This window comes from Aminobacter anthyllidis (assembly GCF_018555685.1).
GTDB classification, from domain to species: domain Bacteria; phylum Pseudomonadota; class Alphaproteobacteria; order Rhizobiales; family Rhizobiaceae; genus Aminobacter; species Aminobacter anthyllidis.
The window spans coordinates 334721-347667 of sequence record NZ_JAFLWW010000001.1 but is presented as its reverse complement, the minus strand read 5'-3'; the positions used below and the strand labels follow the sequence as shown (position 1 = coordinate 347667).

17 protein-coding genes are annotated in these 12947 nt (G+C 61.0%); 13 read left to right on the top strand and 4 right to left on the bottom strand.

Annotated elements, in window-relative coordinates:
- The first annotated feature begins 1 nt into the window (after window position 1).
- The 9 genes from J1C56_RS01800 (at window position 2) to J1C56_RS01760 (ending at window position 4854) form a co-directional block, all read left to right on the top strand.
- Window positions 2-874 (top strand): recombinase RecT, encoded by an 873-nt coding sequence (locus J1C56_RS01800; RefSeq protein WP_214385434.1) that lies wholly within the window; start codon window positions 2-4, stop codon window positions 872-874.
- Between the two features lie 3 nt (window positions 875-877).
- Window positions 878-1297: a DUF1367 family protein gene (locus tag J1C56_RS01795; protein ID WP_214385432.1), complete on the top strand. Its 420-nt coding sequence runs from the start codon at window positions 878-880 to the stop codon at window positions 1295-1297.
- The gene (locus tag J1C56_RS01790) at window positions 1294-1467 is read left to right on the top strand and encodes a hypothetical protein (RefSeq protein ID WP_214385430.1); all 174 of its coding nucleotides are present in this window, start codon (window positions 1294-1296) and stop codon (window positions 1465-1467) included. Before J1C56_RS01795 ends, J1C56_RS01790 begins: the two co-directional genes overlap by 4 nt.
- The gene (locus J1C56_RS01785) at window positions 1464-1658 is read left to right on the top strand and encodes a hypothetical protein (protein WP_214385428.1); all 195 of its coding nucleotides are present in this window, start codon (window positions 1464-1466) and stop codon (window positions 1656-1658) included. Before J1C56_RS01790 ends, J1C56_RS01785 begins: the two co-directional genes overlap by 4 nt.
- A gap of 169 nt (window positions 1659-1827) precedes the next feature.
- On the top strand, window positions 1828-3453 hold the full coding sequence (locus tag J1C56_RS01780) for a hypothetical protein (RefSeq protein ID WP_214385426.1): 1626 nt from the start codon (window positions 1828-1830) through the stop codon (window positions 3451-3453).
- Window positions 3446-3745, top strand: a complete 300-nt coding sequence (locus tag J1C56_RS01775; protein WP_214385424.1) for a hypothetical protein — start codon at window positions 3446-3448, stop codon at window positions 3743-3745. Before J1C56_RS01780 ends, J1C56_RS01775 begins: the two co-directional genes overlap by 8 nt.
- 2 nt (window positions 3746-3747) lie before the next feature.
- On the top strand, window positions 3748-4248 hold the full coding sequence (locus tag J1C56_RS01770) for a hypothetical protein (protein WP_214385422.1): 501 nt from the start codon (window positions 3748-3750) through the stop codon (window positions 4246-4248).
- Window positions 4245-4511 carry a hypothetical protein gene (locus tag J1C56_RS01765; RefSeq protein ID WP_214385420.1) on the top strand — a complete coding sequence of 89 codons (267 nt, stop codon included), beginning with the start codon at window positions 4245-4247 and terminating at the stop codon, window positions 4509-4511. The genes J1C56_RS01770 and J1C56_RS01765 overlap by 4 nt, the downstream gene beginning before the upstream one ends.
- Window positions 4504-4854 (top strand): hypothetical protein, encoded by a 351-nt coding sequence (locus J1C56_RS01760; protein WP_214385418.1) that lies wholly within the window; start codon window positions 4504-4506, stop codon window positions 4852-4854. Before J1C56_RS01765 ends, J1C56_RS01760 begins: the two co-directional genes overlap by 8 nt.
- A 132-nt stretch (window positions 4855-4986) precedes the next feature.
- Here J1C56_RS01760 and J1C56_RS01755 read toward each other — a convergent pair whose 3' ends face one another.
- Window positions 4987-6414 carry a DUF6538 domain-containing protein gene (locus tag J1C56_RS01755; protein WP_214385416.1) on the bottom strand — a complete coding sequence of 476 codons (1428 nt, stop codon included), beginning with the start codon at window positions 6412-6414 and terminating at the stop codon, window positions 4987-4989.
- A gap of 210 nt (window positions 6415-6624) precedes the next feature.
- Here J1C56_RS01755 and J1C56_RS01750 point away from each other — a divergent pair, with 210 nt between their 5' ends.
- Together J1C56_RS01750 and J1C56_RS01745 are read left to right on the top strand one after the other, a co-directional pair.
- Window positions 6625-7869 carry a glycosyltransferase family 4 protein gene (locus J1C56_RS01750; protein ID WP_338001392.1) on the top strand — a complete coding sequence of 415 codons (1245 nt, stop codon included), beginning with the start codon at window positions 6625-6627 and terminating at the stop codon, window positions 7867-7869.
- A 90-nt stretch (window positions 7870-7959) separates the two neighbouring features.
- Complete coding sequence (locus tag J1C56_RS01745; RefSeq protein WP_214385414.1) at window positions 7960-9537, top strand: glycosyltransferase; 1578 nt, start codon at window positions 7960-7962, stop codon at window positions 9535-9537.
- A gap of 24 nt (window positions 9538-9561) precedes the next feature.
- On the opposite strand, the gene J1C56_RS01740 is transcribed toward J1C56_RS01745, so the two are convergent.
- Window positions 9562-10170: a GDYXXLXY domain-containing protein gene (locus J1C56_RS01740; RefSeq protein ID WP_214385412.1), complete on the bottom strand. Its 609-nt coding sequence runs from the start codon at window positions 10168-10170 to the stop codon at window positions 9562-9564.
- Window positions 10167-11270 (bottom strand): DUF2157 domain-containing protein, encoded by a 1104-nt coding sequence (locus J1C56_RS01735; protein WP_214385410.1) that lies wholly within the window; start codon window positions 11268-11270, stop codon window positions 10167-10169. Before J1C56_RS01735 ends, J1C56_RS01740 begins: the two co-directional genes overlap by 4 nt.
- A gap of 224 nt (window positions 11271-11494) precedes the next feature.
- Here J1C56_RS01735 and J1C56_RS01730 point away from each other — a divergent pair, with 224 nt between their 5' ends.
- Together J1C56_RS01730 and J1C56_RS01725 are read left to right on the top strand one after the other, a co-directional pair.
- Window positions 11495-11635, top strand: a complete 141-nt coding sequence (locus J1C56_RS01730; RefSeq protein WP_082496386.1) for a DUF1127 domain-containing protein — start codon at window positions 11495-11497, stop codon at window positions 11633-11635.
- A 50-nt stretch (window positions 11636-11685) separates the two neighbouring features.
- Entirely contained in the window at window positions 11686-11826 is a 141-nt protein-coding gene (locus J1C56_RS01725; protein ID WP_018427695.1) for a DUF1127 domain-containing protein, read from the top strand.
- A 452-nt stretch (window positions 11827-12278) separates the two neighbouring features.
- Here the strand turns inward: J1C56_RS01725 and J1C56_RS01720 are convergent, their stop codons facing one another.
- Window positions 12279-12893 carry a hypothetical protein gene (locus J1C56_RS01720; protein WP_214385408.1) on the bottom strand — a complete coding sequence of 205 codons (615 nt, stop codon included), beginning with the start codon at window positions 12891-12893 and terminating at the stop codon, window positions 12279-12281.
- Window positions 12894-12947: the final 54 nt, after the last annotated feature.

Sequence of the window (12947 nt, the reverse complement as noted above, 5' to 3'; positions counted from 1 at the left end):
AATGAACGCCCTGACGAAGACCGAACCGCAGCAGAAGGTCATGCTGCTTGACTTCATGGCCGACAAGTACGGGCTGAAGCCGCAGGAGTTCGCCGATACCGTTCGCAAAACATGCGGCTTGCCGACCGCCTCGAACGAGGAGTTCGCGGCATTCTTGATGGTCGCCCGTGAATACGATCTCAACCCGATGTTGCGAGAAATCTACGCTTTCCCCAAGCAAGGCGGCGGCATCGTTCCAATCGTGTCGATCGACGGGTGGGTCAATCTCGTCAACTCGCATCCGGCTTGCGACGGCTTCGAATTCGATGTCGAGCATGAAGGCAAGGAACTCGTATCCATCACCTGCCACATGTACCGGAAAGACCGGGCCCGACCAGTGGTCGTCACCGAATACTATGACGAGTGCAAGCGTGACACGCAGCCGTGGAAGATGAAGCACCGTATGCTTCGCCATAAGGCGATGATCCAGGCGGCGCGCTACGCCTTCGGCTTCTCCGGCATCTACGATGAGGATGAAGGCGCGAAGATTGCAGACATGCGCGATGTAACGCCCCCACCGCGACCGACGGTGATGCGCCCGCCATCGCCATCAGATCTCATGGCCGAAGCCGAGATCATCGAACACACCGAGATCGTCGAGGAAACCGGCGAGGCTGTCGACGCGATCATTGAGGGTGACGGCATCGACTACGGCGAGGTCTTCGAAAACCTGCAGCGCGCCATGAATGAGGCCACCGACGCGGAATCGGTCGAGCAGGTTTGGGCCGATTTCGATGTCGAGGCAATGTTCCAGGATGACGCCGAAAGCCGCGAACTGGCCGACAAGATCAAGATCAACCGGCTGACCCAGATTCACCCTTTGAACGGGATGTGAGCGATGGCCAAGAAACCAGAGCGGCCAGTTTTCGCCTTCATCCGCCGCGGCAACACGCTGGTGCCCGAATGGGACATGGATGTCCATGCACTCGACGGCATCAGCCAGGGCCAGCGGGTTCGTATCGAGATCAAGGAATTCCGCAACGTCGGTCGCCACCGCGCCTATTGGGCAATGCTGCAGGAAGTGGTCGACGCCACCGAATGCGCGCTGTCAGCCGAGCGCCTGCATGAAGTCCTGAAACTCGAAACGGGCGTCGTGGATCTGATCGCACTGCCGAATGGCATGAAGGTCGCGATTCCGGGCTCGACCAGCTTCGACAAGATGGAAGAAGGCGAGTTCGAAGCCTTCTTCACCGCCGCCGAGCGCTGGCTTTCCGAAACCTACGGGTATGTCCACGAACGGAAGCGGAGGGCGGCATGACCGCCTCCCTCGAACGCAAGATACAGCACCTCGAAAACCGTATCGAGGAACTCCAAGCCGAATGCCAGGTCTACGAAATGATGGCTCACGACCTTGCGGCGGAGGGCATCATTTCGGCCATCACGCGCAAATGGCCTGTCATTGCCAAGAAGTGGGAGCAGGCAGCATGAAAAAGCTCGTGTCCGTCTCATCCTACATGCGCCAGCCCGCCGGCTATCCGCAATTCGCGAAAACCACTGACCAGCTTCGGGCCGAGGTCGCGAACTTCGACCATGTGCCGTTCGTCCTTGTTGCCGAGCTTGAAACCGTGCTTGCCAGTTTTTCGCGGGCGCAAGCCGAGCGGATACAGGAGAGCTTCTGATGAGGACCGCCTATTGCATGGCCTGCCTGGTTACGGGCTTCGGCGCTGCATCGCGAGCAAACGGAACGTCTCCCGACATGCTGTTTTCGCCTGATGCCGCATGGGTCAATTGGCCGTTCGCCGTCATATGGTTAGCGCTTGGGCTCTACGCTTTCGTGTGGAGGCCGGAATGAGCCGCCGCGAGTTCACCCGAAACCAGCGCGAAGAGATCGTTGAGCGCTCCAAGCGCGACGGCGTGATCTGCTGCGAAGGATGCCGCCAGGTTCTCGGCGGGAAGCCCCACGAGATCGACCATGTCATCCCCGAGGCATTGCGTCCTGAGGCTGACAAGAAGGCAAAGATCACCGTCGCTGAAGGTCAGCTACTCGGTATGTGCTGCCATCGAGGCCCCGACGGCAAGACCAACAAGGACGTGAAGGCGATAGCCAAGGGCAAGAGGCAGTACAACCGCGCCAATGGCCTTCATCAACCAGCCGGCAATCTCAAATCCGCCGGCTTTCCAAAGCCCGACAAAGAAGCACAGCGAGCCGCGAGAAGGGCAGCAAGCAAGCCCTCCAGGGCCGCACCTGCTTATCCGTCTCGACGGCGAAAAACACAGCCACCCGTATCCACTGGCGACAGTAAATCGGGCGCGAAGCTCGGCAATGACTGCGTTTGTCAGCATGTCGGCTATTGCGACGGTTCGTGCCAGCATCCTGAGCCTCTGGCCGCTCGCCTGTCCGCCGCATACGAAAAGGTTGCTGCTTGGCCAGAAAACCGCATGACGCCAGACGCTGTCGAAGAACTCGGCGAAGGCTTCACCGACCTCCTCAAATTGCGCAACCTTGTGCCCGACGTTCTCGCCTACCTCTCTTCCACTTCAGCAGGAGTGACGGAGGAGCAGACACCGCGCGTGAAGCAGTTGGAGTGGGTCGAATATTGGAGCGGATCGGACGAAGACATTCCATGCTGGCGAGGGGGAAACCCTCTCGGCTTCTATGCCGATGTCTGCTTTGCAGGCAAATACAAGCTCGCAAAGCACAGCGAAGCACCCTCCAGCGAACTTGCAGACCGCAAAGCCGCTGAACAGACCCGCTACGAAAAGGCCATCATCGCCGCCCTCGAAGCCTCTCGGTCGCCAGTCAGCCAGAACGAGGCGGATACCGTAACTATTTCTGTCGAACGGTTCAAAGCCATTACCGCTCAGGCGGGACGGTACGAGGCATACGAACGCCTCAGCCAGAAAGAGGCGGTGCCGGTCGCGTGGCGCTACCGAGCCAACGTCTCGCAAGACTGGTCTTTAGTGGCCTCACCTTGGCCTGAAGACTGGCCGGATCACTACGAGCGCAGGCCCCTCTACGCTTCCCCCGTCCCAGCACCTGCAGGAGAGCCGGAGATCAAGGCGCTGGAAACCGCGCTGCTCAAGGCACTTGAAGCCATGGTGCTGTCGATTGCGTTCTATGGCCGCGATAAGGGCACCAACCGCTACGAAACGACCATGGAGCAGTTGTGCGCCAAATGGGTCGAGACGGACGCAGCCATCCGCTCTGCGCTCCACCCCACTCCTATGCCAGTCTCAGCGCCTGTGGGGGTGGTGGAGAAGACCGAGCATCTCTTGCAGACGGTCGGTGACGGCATCGTTGCCATGTTCGAACAGATGATCAAGGGCAACTGGCGTGACGATCACGACCACGACGTGAAAATGAACGTCGCCATGATGAACCTCCAAACAGTCGTTCAAGAAGTGATGGAGTTCAGGACCGAGCATCTCGGGTATTGCGCGCCGCGAGCCCGCACGGAGGTAGAAAATGGCTGACGTAGACATCACCCCGAAGATCCGCTGCGACAACTGCGGCAAGGTCGAAGAGAAGACCGTATCCGGCTCGCACACATCGCGCAGCTTTTCCAAACCCAAGGCATGGGGGTCTGCCCGGATGGAAGGCGCGCGTTCCGCTGACAGCTACGGCGGCAAGAGTCGGCTCGATTTCACCGACCTATGCCCGCAATGCGCTGATGCCGCGCTGGATGCAGCATCCGAAGCCCTCAAAACCCTCCGCTCCACCCCTAGTACCGGCGTGCAGGATAGCGCTTCACAGGCGGAGGCGTGAGGATGGCTGTCAGCGAACTCGTTTGGGTCCAGAACCTGCGGTCCTTCATCCGGGGCCAAGTAGGCTTCGGGGACGAATGGCGCGATATCTTTGTCGAGCGCCTTGATGCGACTGTGGCTGACAACACCCGCCTCCAAGAGGCTCTTGCAGCAGCAGAGGCGGAACGGGACGCCGCATTGGAGGAGTTGGGCAAAGTCATCATGGCTTGCCCGCCCGGCTACCGGCAAGGCCCGCCGAGTGCTGATGTTCGTCGCCTTCGGGAACGCGCCAACGCCGCTGAAGACTTTCTCCCCGCCGACAGCAGATCCCTCCCCGCCCTACTAGCAGAGACGCGGAAGAAGGCGCTGGAGGCGTTCGGCGCGCTCTGTGACCAAGACGCGGCCTATTGTGGCAGTGAAATCCACATCACCTGCAACAGCCATAGCGATGCAATCGAACGGATGCGGGTTGCGCGCGAGGTTCTTGCCGCCATCCGTGCTCTCGCTGAAGAGGTGCGGACGTGAAGCCCTACATCACCTTTTGGTGGCGGAAAGCCACAGACTACACCGTCGATGACGATGTTCGTTTTGTCGCCGCCCACTACCGCGCTGGCGGTCCGTGGACCGTTCGCAGGATCGTCTACCGCCTTGCCAGTCGAACCGGGATTGTGGTGCGCCTCGGGCTCAATAGGCCCTGCTACTTCATCGGCTTCATGACGCTGACTGATCGGACCGAAACGAACGAACCCTCGCCCGGTCTCGCCCTCCAGGAGAGCAAACATGACTGACAAGATCGCTGACGAACTGCGGGCGTGGGCTCCGCTGATCGGGTCTGGCTACGAATGCCCTGCCGCCTCAATAGCGATGCATCGCGCAGCCGACGAACTCGACGCCAAGGATAAGCGAATAGCTGAACTGGAGGCGGGCGGCTGGCAGCCTATCGAGACGGCGCCCGACTTCGAACGCGTTATCGTCGCCGGATGGCAGCCCAAAAGCGGGACCGTAGCCGGTTACTGGTGGATGCATGAGGATGACATCGTCGCAGGCCGACCACCATCTGCGCTTCTGTGGCATCCATTCCCGATGCCCCCGCCCGCCCCCGTCTCTGCACAGAAGGAAAAGGCGGAATGACGAGGGCGCGGGTCGCACAACCGCGTCCCGATGACGCCCCGATCACGCTCGAGCGCATCGAGAAGTGCCTGGATCGCTTGGCCGTGATCATGATGCAGAACCGCGAACATGCTCCTCGGCTGCTTCCGATGTTCAAGTGGCTTGAGGAGGAGGCGGAGTCTCTTCGCCAGTCGGACGACGAGTTGGCCGGCGTGTTTGAGCGTGCAGAACGATCGCTGCGTCAAAAGGCAGAGCAATCTTATTGAGCTCGTCTCGCTGCCAGGCTAGCGCGCCACCGCTACCATATTTCGGCCGCTGAATAGTATGGCCCATGAGGCCCCGGCGCAGTTCCTCATCGAGCCCGCCCTCTTTCATCCGATCCTCGAAGGAATGCCGCAAGCTGTAGAACGTGTGCTTGTCGGTGGGCAGCAACTCGCTCTCGCGCAGGTATTTGTTGATTGCCGTCGTGAGGCTGTTTTCCTTGTTCACATAGCGCGGGAAGCCATTCGGGTGGGCTTGGAATACGGCCAGCGCAACCCCAACCAGCGGAACTGACCGGACAGACGATTCAGTCTTGATCTCACGGGGATTGTCATGATCCTCCCGCGGCTCGATGCGAATGTAGGGCACCTCAGCCTTGAGGAAGATCTCGGTCTTCTGCAGATTGCACAGTTCGCTCGGCCGGGCCCCGGTCTCGATCATGGCAAGCAGGACACCTCTCGCCTCAGTATTCAACCCTGTCAGGCCGTCGCCGGCCAGCAGTTTGGTCTTGATCCACTCAGTCGGTATCGGCGGCCTCGATCGCTTGGTCTTCTCGGCGAAGCCTAGCCCGTCAAACGGGTTCTGCTTGATCTCAATGCCCTGGTGCTTGTGGTAGCTCTCGTAGAGGCCACGAAGATTGCCGAGATCGCGATTGCCAGAGGTAGGCTTGTGCGTTGGCCGGCCCTTCTTCGGTGCGATCCGGTTGAGCCAATGATTGTAGAGTTTGAGCGCGTCCGCTCTGGTGATCTCCGATATGGCCTTGTCGCTGACGATCTCCACGAAGTTGTTGACGGCCCGCTGCTTCACCTTCTTCCAAGACTGCTTTTGGCTCTCGCTCTTGCCCCGGAGCTCGTCGTGGACGATCTCATCGGTATAGACCTTGAACGCCTCGGTTAGGGTGACTGAAGGTGCTTTTGTGACCCCTAGAACCGCCATGCTGGTAGATGCAGGTGTCCGCTCCTCCATGACGGCTTCGATACGACTGAGCGTGTCCCTCATGTCTCGCGAAACAAGCATTTCCTCCGTCGATCGATAGCTGAAGCCCATGGCCTCGACGCGCTTCACCGCCGCCTTGTAGCGAGCTTGCGCAGCCGCGCGGGGCTCATCGGCGATCATAGACGCCCAAAGCTGATCGTCAGCGGCTTCGAGGGCGTCACGCTTGCTGCGGGCCAACGCCAGGTCAGATGTCTTCAGGGAAGTCCGGACGTGCGGTGAGCGAGCGTCCATGTCGGACACAATGGCCGGCACGCGCCGCTTGTAATGATAAATTCCCCGACGCTGGATCAGGTGACGATCCTGGTCGTTTCTGTTATTACGCATTTATCGGCGCCTAAGGTGTGGCACAATTTGTGGCACAATTTGTGGCACCAAAATACGGAACGACGCAATACGAGTTTTACAACCTCAGAAAAGATATTGGTTTTTCAATATCTTACGAAGAGGTGCGCCCGCTAAGTAGGGGGCGTATCATCCGCACCATAAACGCTCTGCCCGGCGGACTTGAAACCTCTGAACGAGAGTGATCCAGCCGTGCACGCACCGACAAATCCAATAGGCGCAGCTTCCACTGTCGACAGCAATTGTCTGTCGACTTCGCGACGCATCCTGCTCGTTGCCTCTGATGCCGTGTGGCCGCCCATTTCGGGCGGAGACCTGCGCAACTGGCAGAATGCCAAGGCACTGGCCACGCTGGGCGACGTCCTGGCGACGTCGGTCCACGAACCATCCGTATCGGCGAAGCTCGACGACAACCGCATCACGGCGCTGGCCCTTGCCAATGCTGCCGAGGCCGCGACTTCGCCGCGCCTCGCCAAGCGCCAGACCCCCATCGACACGCGCATCCCCCAGATTGCGCTTTCGCGCCTCTTGGCCGCGGCGCGCGACTTCAGGCCCGACACCATCGTCGTCGAGGGAATACCGCTGTTTCCTCTCCTGCGGCATCTGCGCCCGCTGGCGCCGACACTCGTGCTCGACATGCACAACATCGAGTCCGACCTTGCCCGGCAGATGATGCCGAAGAAGGGCTGGCTGGCCGGGCTGTTTTCGAAAACGACCCGCCATGTCAGGCGCATGCGCGACATGGAGTTGCAGTCGCTGCGTGTGGTGGACAAGGTCTGGGTCTGTTCGGAACAGGATCGCGACAGGCTGCGCAGTCTCTCCGGCGGACGCGCCATCGCCGATGTCATTCCAAATGGCGTTCCCCGATTTGACCTCATCCCCGAACAGCTGGTCGACCAGCCCGAGATGGACAAGGGCAAACCGACCCTGCTGTTCATCGGTCACCTCAACTACCCCCCGAACCTCGAAGCGGCGCGGCGGCTGGCAACCCAGATCCTGCCGCGGCTGCAAGCCAAGCTCGGCGGCGCAAGGCTCATCATCGCCGGACGCAGCCCCCACCGCAGCCTCGCCGACGTGGCCGCCCTGCCCGACGTCGAACTCATCGCCAATCCCGACGACCTGGCGGAGCTTTATAGCCGTGCGCACCTAGCTATCGTGCCACTCGTCAGCGGTGGCGGCACGCGCCTGAAGATACTGGAAGCAATGGCCTGGGGCCTGCCGGTCGTCGCCACCCGGCTGGCGGCCGAAGGCCTGGGCCTGGTTGACGGCGTCGACATCGACTTTGCCGAGACCGACGACGAACTCGCCACGCGCGCGGCCGCGCTGTGCGCCGATCCCGGCTGGCTGCAGGCGCGGCGGCTTCGCGCCCGAGAAACGGTCACGCGACGCTTTGGCCCCCAGGCCATCTCGTCGGCAGTGAGAGCCAGTCTCCTCTAGACCGACTGAGAACCAATCGCCGCTTGATAAGGCTCGCCTAATGATGCCATGACTTCAGGCAACGCGGATCGACGGGTTGACTGGTATTGCATGACAATTCCCAAAATTCTTCACCAGACGTGGAAAACCGATAGCATTCCAGAGAAATTCCTCGGCTGGTCGAAGAGTTGGGAGAAACATAATCCCGGCTGGCAGCACATCTTGTGGAGCGACAGGATGCTGCTCGACTTCGTCGCCGAACATTATCCACAGTATCTGCCGACTTACTGCAGCTATTGGAATGGCGTCCAGCGCGCAGACGCGGCACGCTACATGCTGCTGCACCATTTCGGTGGGGTCTATGCTGACCTCGATTGCGAGTGCATCGGGCCTTTCGACGCGATCATGCACGAAGATCGCGTCGTCTTGTGCAAGGAGCCCGATATCCATGCACAGGACCAGATCCGTGTTCGCAACCTGCCCTATCTGTTGTTCAATGGCACTATGGCGAGCCCGAAGGCACATCCTTTCTGGGAGCATCTGATCACGGGCTTGCCAGCGATGCGAAACGCCTACGACGTACTCGACGCCACCGGGCCGTGCATGCTCACCGGCGCTCAACTCAGCTACGGCGACCAGGCCGCCTTGACGATCCATCCCAGCGCTCTGTTCGCCCCAACCGACAGGAACGGCACCGCCGCGCTTGATCCGACAGCCTCTTCGCCGACACTGTCGATTCACCATTGGAGCGGTACGTGGTGGATCCGCAGCAAACCACCCTCTGTTCTGGAACATCTACGGAGCGCATTCTACCGCGTGCGCCACGAGCTCACCAAGGGCGCGCAGATGGACGCGGCGGCGGCGCAAGCCGCGGTGGACCCGGCAGCCGTCAAACGCTTGCCGCCTTCCGGAAACAATATTGCCATCCTCATCCCACTCAGAGACGCCGCCGACCACATCGGTCCAAGTCTGGCAGCGTTGGCGCGCCTTGAGCATCCTAAGGAGTGCATCAAGCTGGTGTTCTGCGAAGGCGACAGCACCGACGGAAGTTGGGAGCGGCTGAAGCAAGCGACGGCGCCGTTGAAAGATCAGTACCGAGATGTGATCCTGCTCAGGAAGGCGCTGGGCAACAAGCTGGAACGCTCAAAACGCTGGAAGCCAAACCTGCAACGCGTGCGCCGCTCTGGAATCGCCGCCATACGCAATCACCTTATTGAGCAAGGCCTCGACGAAAGCGACGACTGGGCGCTGTGGATCGACATCGACGTCTGGCGCTACCCGACCGACATCATCGCGCGACTGACCGAAACAGGGCGGCGGATCGTGACGCCAGACTGCACCAAGGTCCCCGGCGAGGGCAGCTTCGACCTCAACAGCTTCGTCACTGCCCGCCAGCAGCGAGACTACCGCTACTGGCGGGCGATGCGGAAAGGGCTTTACCAGCCCCCGGCTAAGGAAGGGCGGCGGTTGTATCTCAGCGATCTGCGCGACGTTGAAAGTGTCAATCTCGACGGCGTTGGTGGTGCGATGCTGCTCGTTGATGCAGCGCTTCATCGCGGTGGGCTCAAATTCCCGGAAATTCCCTACAAGTTCCTGATCGAGACCGAAGGTTTTGCGGCGCTTGCCAAGGATCTCGGCATCGTTCCGCTCGGCCTGCCCAAGATCGAGGTGCTGCACGTCCCCTGGTAAAGCATCAGGGGACGTTGCCCTGTCTTAATAAAGCGGCTCTTCGAACAGCATGGTGTCGCCGTCCATCAGCGCCTTGATCTGGCCGCTGCCGTCTTCGGCCACCGCCACCTTGATGCCGAAGCTGCGCAATTCGGGCTCCGCGCCGGAGTTGCGCTTGCGCATCTCCTCCTCGATCGCCAGCCCCTCGCCTTCGGGCACGTAGAAGCGCTCGATGCCGTAGTCGACGCTGATGGTCGAACCCGGCGTCAGGCTCCAGCCGCTGGAGACCTGGCCCAGCAGATCAACCTCATCACCTGGCGCGGGCGTCGTAGCGGCTCCCAGCCAGGCCGACGTCGCCCGCCAAAAGCCGTCGGCATCCTTCTTCAGGCGCACAATGATTGGCCCTTCCGCAGTTGCGGCTTCGCCCTGCGGCAGGTTGGCAATCTTTTCCACCTCGATGCGCGAAATGTCATAGCCGAGCCTGACATAGTCGCCGCGCAACAGGTCGCGCGGGTCGACGGGCTCGACCTTGAGCAGGACTTCCTTGCCGTCGCGCAGGATCGCCGCGCGTCCAACGATCATCCAGCCAAGGAAACCGATCTGGGCCAGCGCCAGAACGATGGCGGCGACAACGAGCTTGTAGCGGGCCATCATGCGACTCCCTGGGCTGGCTGTGATTTCATGCGCCGCTCGATGCGGATGATCGCATAAGCGAGGCCGGCGAGAATGATTGCAGCTGCAAAGAAGAAGCCCGCCGTGTCGAGCATCGAGCCAACGGTCACCATGTAGATGACGGCGAGCTCGAAGGCGAAGCCGACATAGGCGATCCAGCGCAAGCCGCGGCTCTCGCGGCCAAGGAAGACAATCACCGCCGCAATGACCGCCAGCGCCACGGCGGCGGCAATGACAAAACCTCCGTCATCGATCTGGTCGAGTTGAACCATGCCCATGCCGGACAGGAACCCGATCAGAGCGTGCAGGGGCAGCCGCCCGCCAAGCTGGGCAATGCGTTCCGTAGCTGCCGGCGCGAGCGCCGCAACGGCGAGAAGAGCCGCGGAAACCAGCGCGAGCACCAGCCCGACCTCCAGCGACTCGTAGTGAAAGCCGAGCAGCACCGCATATAGAATGACCGACAGCGCGATCAGATGCCGGGCAGCTCGGCTTTGGGTCCAGAACGACAGCGCCCAATACGCCGCCATGAATGCAATGAAGACATGCGGGAACTCCGTGCGGCGGAACAGCTCAAAACCCTTCGTCACCAGCCACGCGTCGGCGATGCCGACTGCCGCCACGGTCAGCGCGTTCGAGCGCAGCGCCGCTGCGGCGATGGCCGTGCCTACCGACCAGGTGACGATCGCCGCCGCCTCGTCGCCGGAGAAATGATACATCTGGCCGATCAGCGCGATGGAACCGCCAAAGGCCGCGGCCGCGATCAGCCACAGGGCTTCGGCGAAGCCGCCGTGGTCACGCTGCTTGAGCAGGGCTCCGCCGACATAGCCCGCGAAGATCACGGCAAACAGTGCGCCCACCCGCGCCGCGCGCGGTATCGCTTCCCAGTTGGCAGCGACGAGGATCAGGATCGCCGCCGCAAACAGCAGCGCCGCCATGATGGCGAGGACCGAACCGAAGTTGAGCCCATCGCGCTCGTTGGCCTCGACATCGCGGATGAGCGCGTCGCCGGTCGCGCGGTCGACAAGTCCGCTCTCGACCCAACGGCCGATGTCACTCTTCACCTTGGTGGCATAGCTCGCCATATGTCACTTCCCCCTGCCCCGGCGGCCCATATCAAAGCCAAGCCGTTGTCATCATGGCGAAATTCAGATTCGGTCACAATTATGACCGAAGGCTTAATGCCCATTAATGCTGCAATGCACAAAACGCATTGCTGCCATGCGAGCATAGCGCTTCAATTTTAGGCAAGGGCATCCTATCTACGCCCCGTACACAGAAGAGAAAAGAAGACGAACGGAAAACGAAGATGAACCTGATCCGCAATTACCGCAACTGGCGCCGCTACCGTGACACTGTCTCCGAGCTGAGCCGCCTGTCGAACCGTGAACTGACCGACCTCGGCATCACCCGCAGCGACATCCACTTCGTCGCTCGCAAGGCGATCTAACCGAAGCCGATCTACCCGACCTACCTGTCCGAACCGAAAAGAGAACTAAAATGAACTTGCTCCGCACTTACCGTAACTGGCGCGCTTATCGCGAGACGGTGAACGAGCTTGGCCGTCTGTCGAACCGCCAGCTTGCCGATCTCGGCATCAATCGTGGCGAGATCCAGTCGATCGCCCGCCGCGCTATCTAATTCAGAGCTTCCGTCAGGGTCGACCTCCTCCCCGACCCGGACGGATCAGGTCAGCTTCTTCCTCCCGATAAGCTGACCACCTTAACACACCCGCCAGACCTCCTCCCCTGGCGGGTGTCGTTACCCCAGAGAGTTTCGCCCTCTTCGATTGGCGAACAGAATTCAGCCTGCGTCGACCTCCTCCCCGACAAAGGCGAATAGGTCAGCTTCCTCCTCCCGATAAGCTGACCACCCAAAACGACACCTGCCGGTCCTCCCCCGGCAGGTGTTGTTACCCCGAGAGCTTCGCCCTCTTTGATTGGCGAACAGAATTCAGCCTGCGTCGACCTCCTCCCCGACAAAGGCGAATAGGTCAGCTTCTTCCTCCCGATAAGCTGACCACCCAAAACGACACCCGCCGGTCCTCCCCCGGCGGGTGTTGTCGTTTTGGAGTCTGGTTCAGGCCTTCGATCTCAACGGATATCCGGTCTATAGTTCAGCGCGCCGCTTTCCAGCACGCCGCGCGACTTCCAGTCGCCGAGCCGAATGATGTCGGGTGCGCCACCCATCGGCGCATACCAGGAATCGACAACCCATTTGACGCCATCGGGCGCACGGATCACCGCCGTCCAGTGCGGATAGCGGCCATCGAGCAGAAAACCTCTGGAATCCCTGGCTTCAACCTTGTGGTGCCTGAGCAGGCCGCGCCGCGCGAGATAGCGCAGCAGCGCATCGGTGTTGGTCGATTCATCGACGCAATCCATCTGCCCCTTGACCTTCGAGGCACCAAACTCCGATTTGGGCTGGTCGCGCACGCCAGTGACCTGCTGCGCCCGCTTCTCGTAATAGCTGACCGCCTTGGCGATCGCCTTGCGCTCGGCTTCGGGCGAGGCACGGCCAGCCACGAGAATCGACGCGAACTTCCTGTCGTCGCCGGGGCCAAGATCGAGACGCGAACGAAACGCGCAGCCATAGCCATGGCAGATGTTTATGGATGTTGCCGGCGCGGCCGCGGCACGATCCATGGCTGGACCGCCAGCCATGCTGTAAACGAGGCCGGCAAACAGGGCGATCGAACGTCTCGTCATGGCGATATCCTAGTGAATGTCCCGCGTTGGGCGCAACTCGCCAGCCGCCCAATC

Coding starts and splice junctions, on each gene's coding strand:
- J1C56_RS01720 (WP_214385408.1), bottom strand. CDS start 12,893: ATGACGAGACGTTCGATCGCCCTGTTTGCCGGCCTCGTTTACAGCATG.
- J1C56_RS01725 (WP_018427695.1), top strand. CDS start 11,686: ATGAACTTGCTCCGCACTTACCGTAACTGGCGCGCTTATCGCGAGACG.
- J1C56_RS01740 (WP_214385412.1), bottom strand. CDS start 10,170: ATGATGGCCCGCTACAAGCTCGTTGTCGCCGCCATCGTTCTGGCGCTG.
- J1C56_RS01755 (WP_214385416.1), bottom strand. CDS start 6,414: ATGCGTAATAACAGAAACGACCAGGATCGTCACCTGATCCAGCGTCGG.
- J1C56_RS01800 (WP_214385434.1), top strand. CDS start 2: ATGAACGCCCTGACGAAGACCGAACCGCAGCAGAAGGTCATGCTGCTT.
- J1C56_RS01785 (WP_214385428.1), top strand. CDS start 1,464: ATGAAAAAGCTCGTGTCCGTCTCATCCTACATGCGCCAGCCCGCCGGC.
- J1C56_RS01745 (WP_214385414.1), top strand. CDS start 7,960: ATGACAATTCCCAAAATTCTTCACCAGACGTGGAAAACCGATAGCATT.
- J1C56_RS01730 (WP_082496386.1), top strand. CDS start 11,495: ATGAACCTGATCCGCAATTACCGCAACTGGCGCCGCTACCGTGACACT.
- J1C56_RS01770 (WP_214385422.1), top strand. CDS start 3,748: ATGGCTGTCAGCGAACTCGTTTGGGTCCAGAACCTGCGGTCCTTCATC.
- J1C56_RS01735 (WP_214385410.1), bottom strand. CDS start 11,270: ATGGCGAGCTATGCCACCAAGGTGAAGAGTGACATCGGCCGTTGGGTC.
- J1C56_RS01795 (WP_214385432.1), top strand. CDS start 878: ATGGCCAAGAAACCAGAGCGGCCAGTTTTCGCCTTCATCCGCCGCGGC.
- J1C56_RS01775 (WP_214385424.1), top strand. CDS start 3,446: ATGGCTGACGTAGACATCACCCCGAAGATCCGCTGCGACAACTGCGGC.
- J1C56_RS01790 (WP_214385430.1), top strand. CDS start 1,294: ATGACCGCCTCCCTCGAACGCAAGATACAGCACCTCGAAAACCGTATC.
- J1C56_RS01760 (WP_214385418.1), top strand. CDS start 4,504: ATGACTGACAAGATCGCTGACGAACTGCGGGCGTGGGCTCCGCTGATC.
- J1C56_RS01780 (WP_214385426.1), top strand. CDS start 1,828: ATGAGCCGCCGCGAGTTCACCCGAAACCAGCGCGAAGAGATCGTTGAG.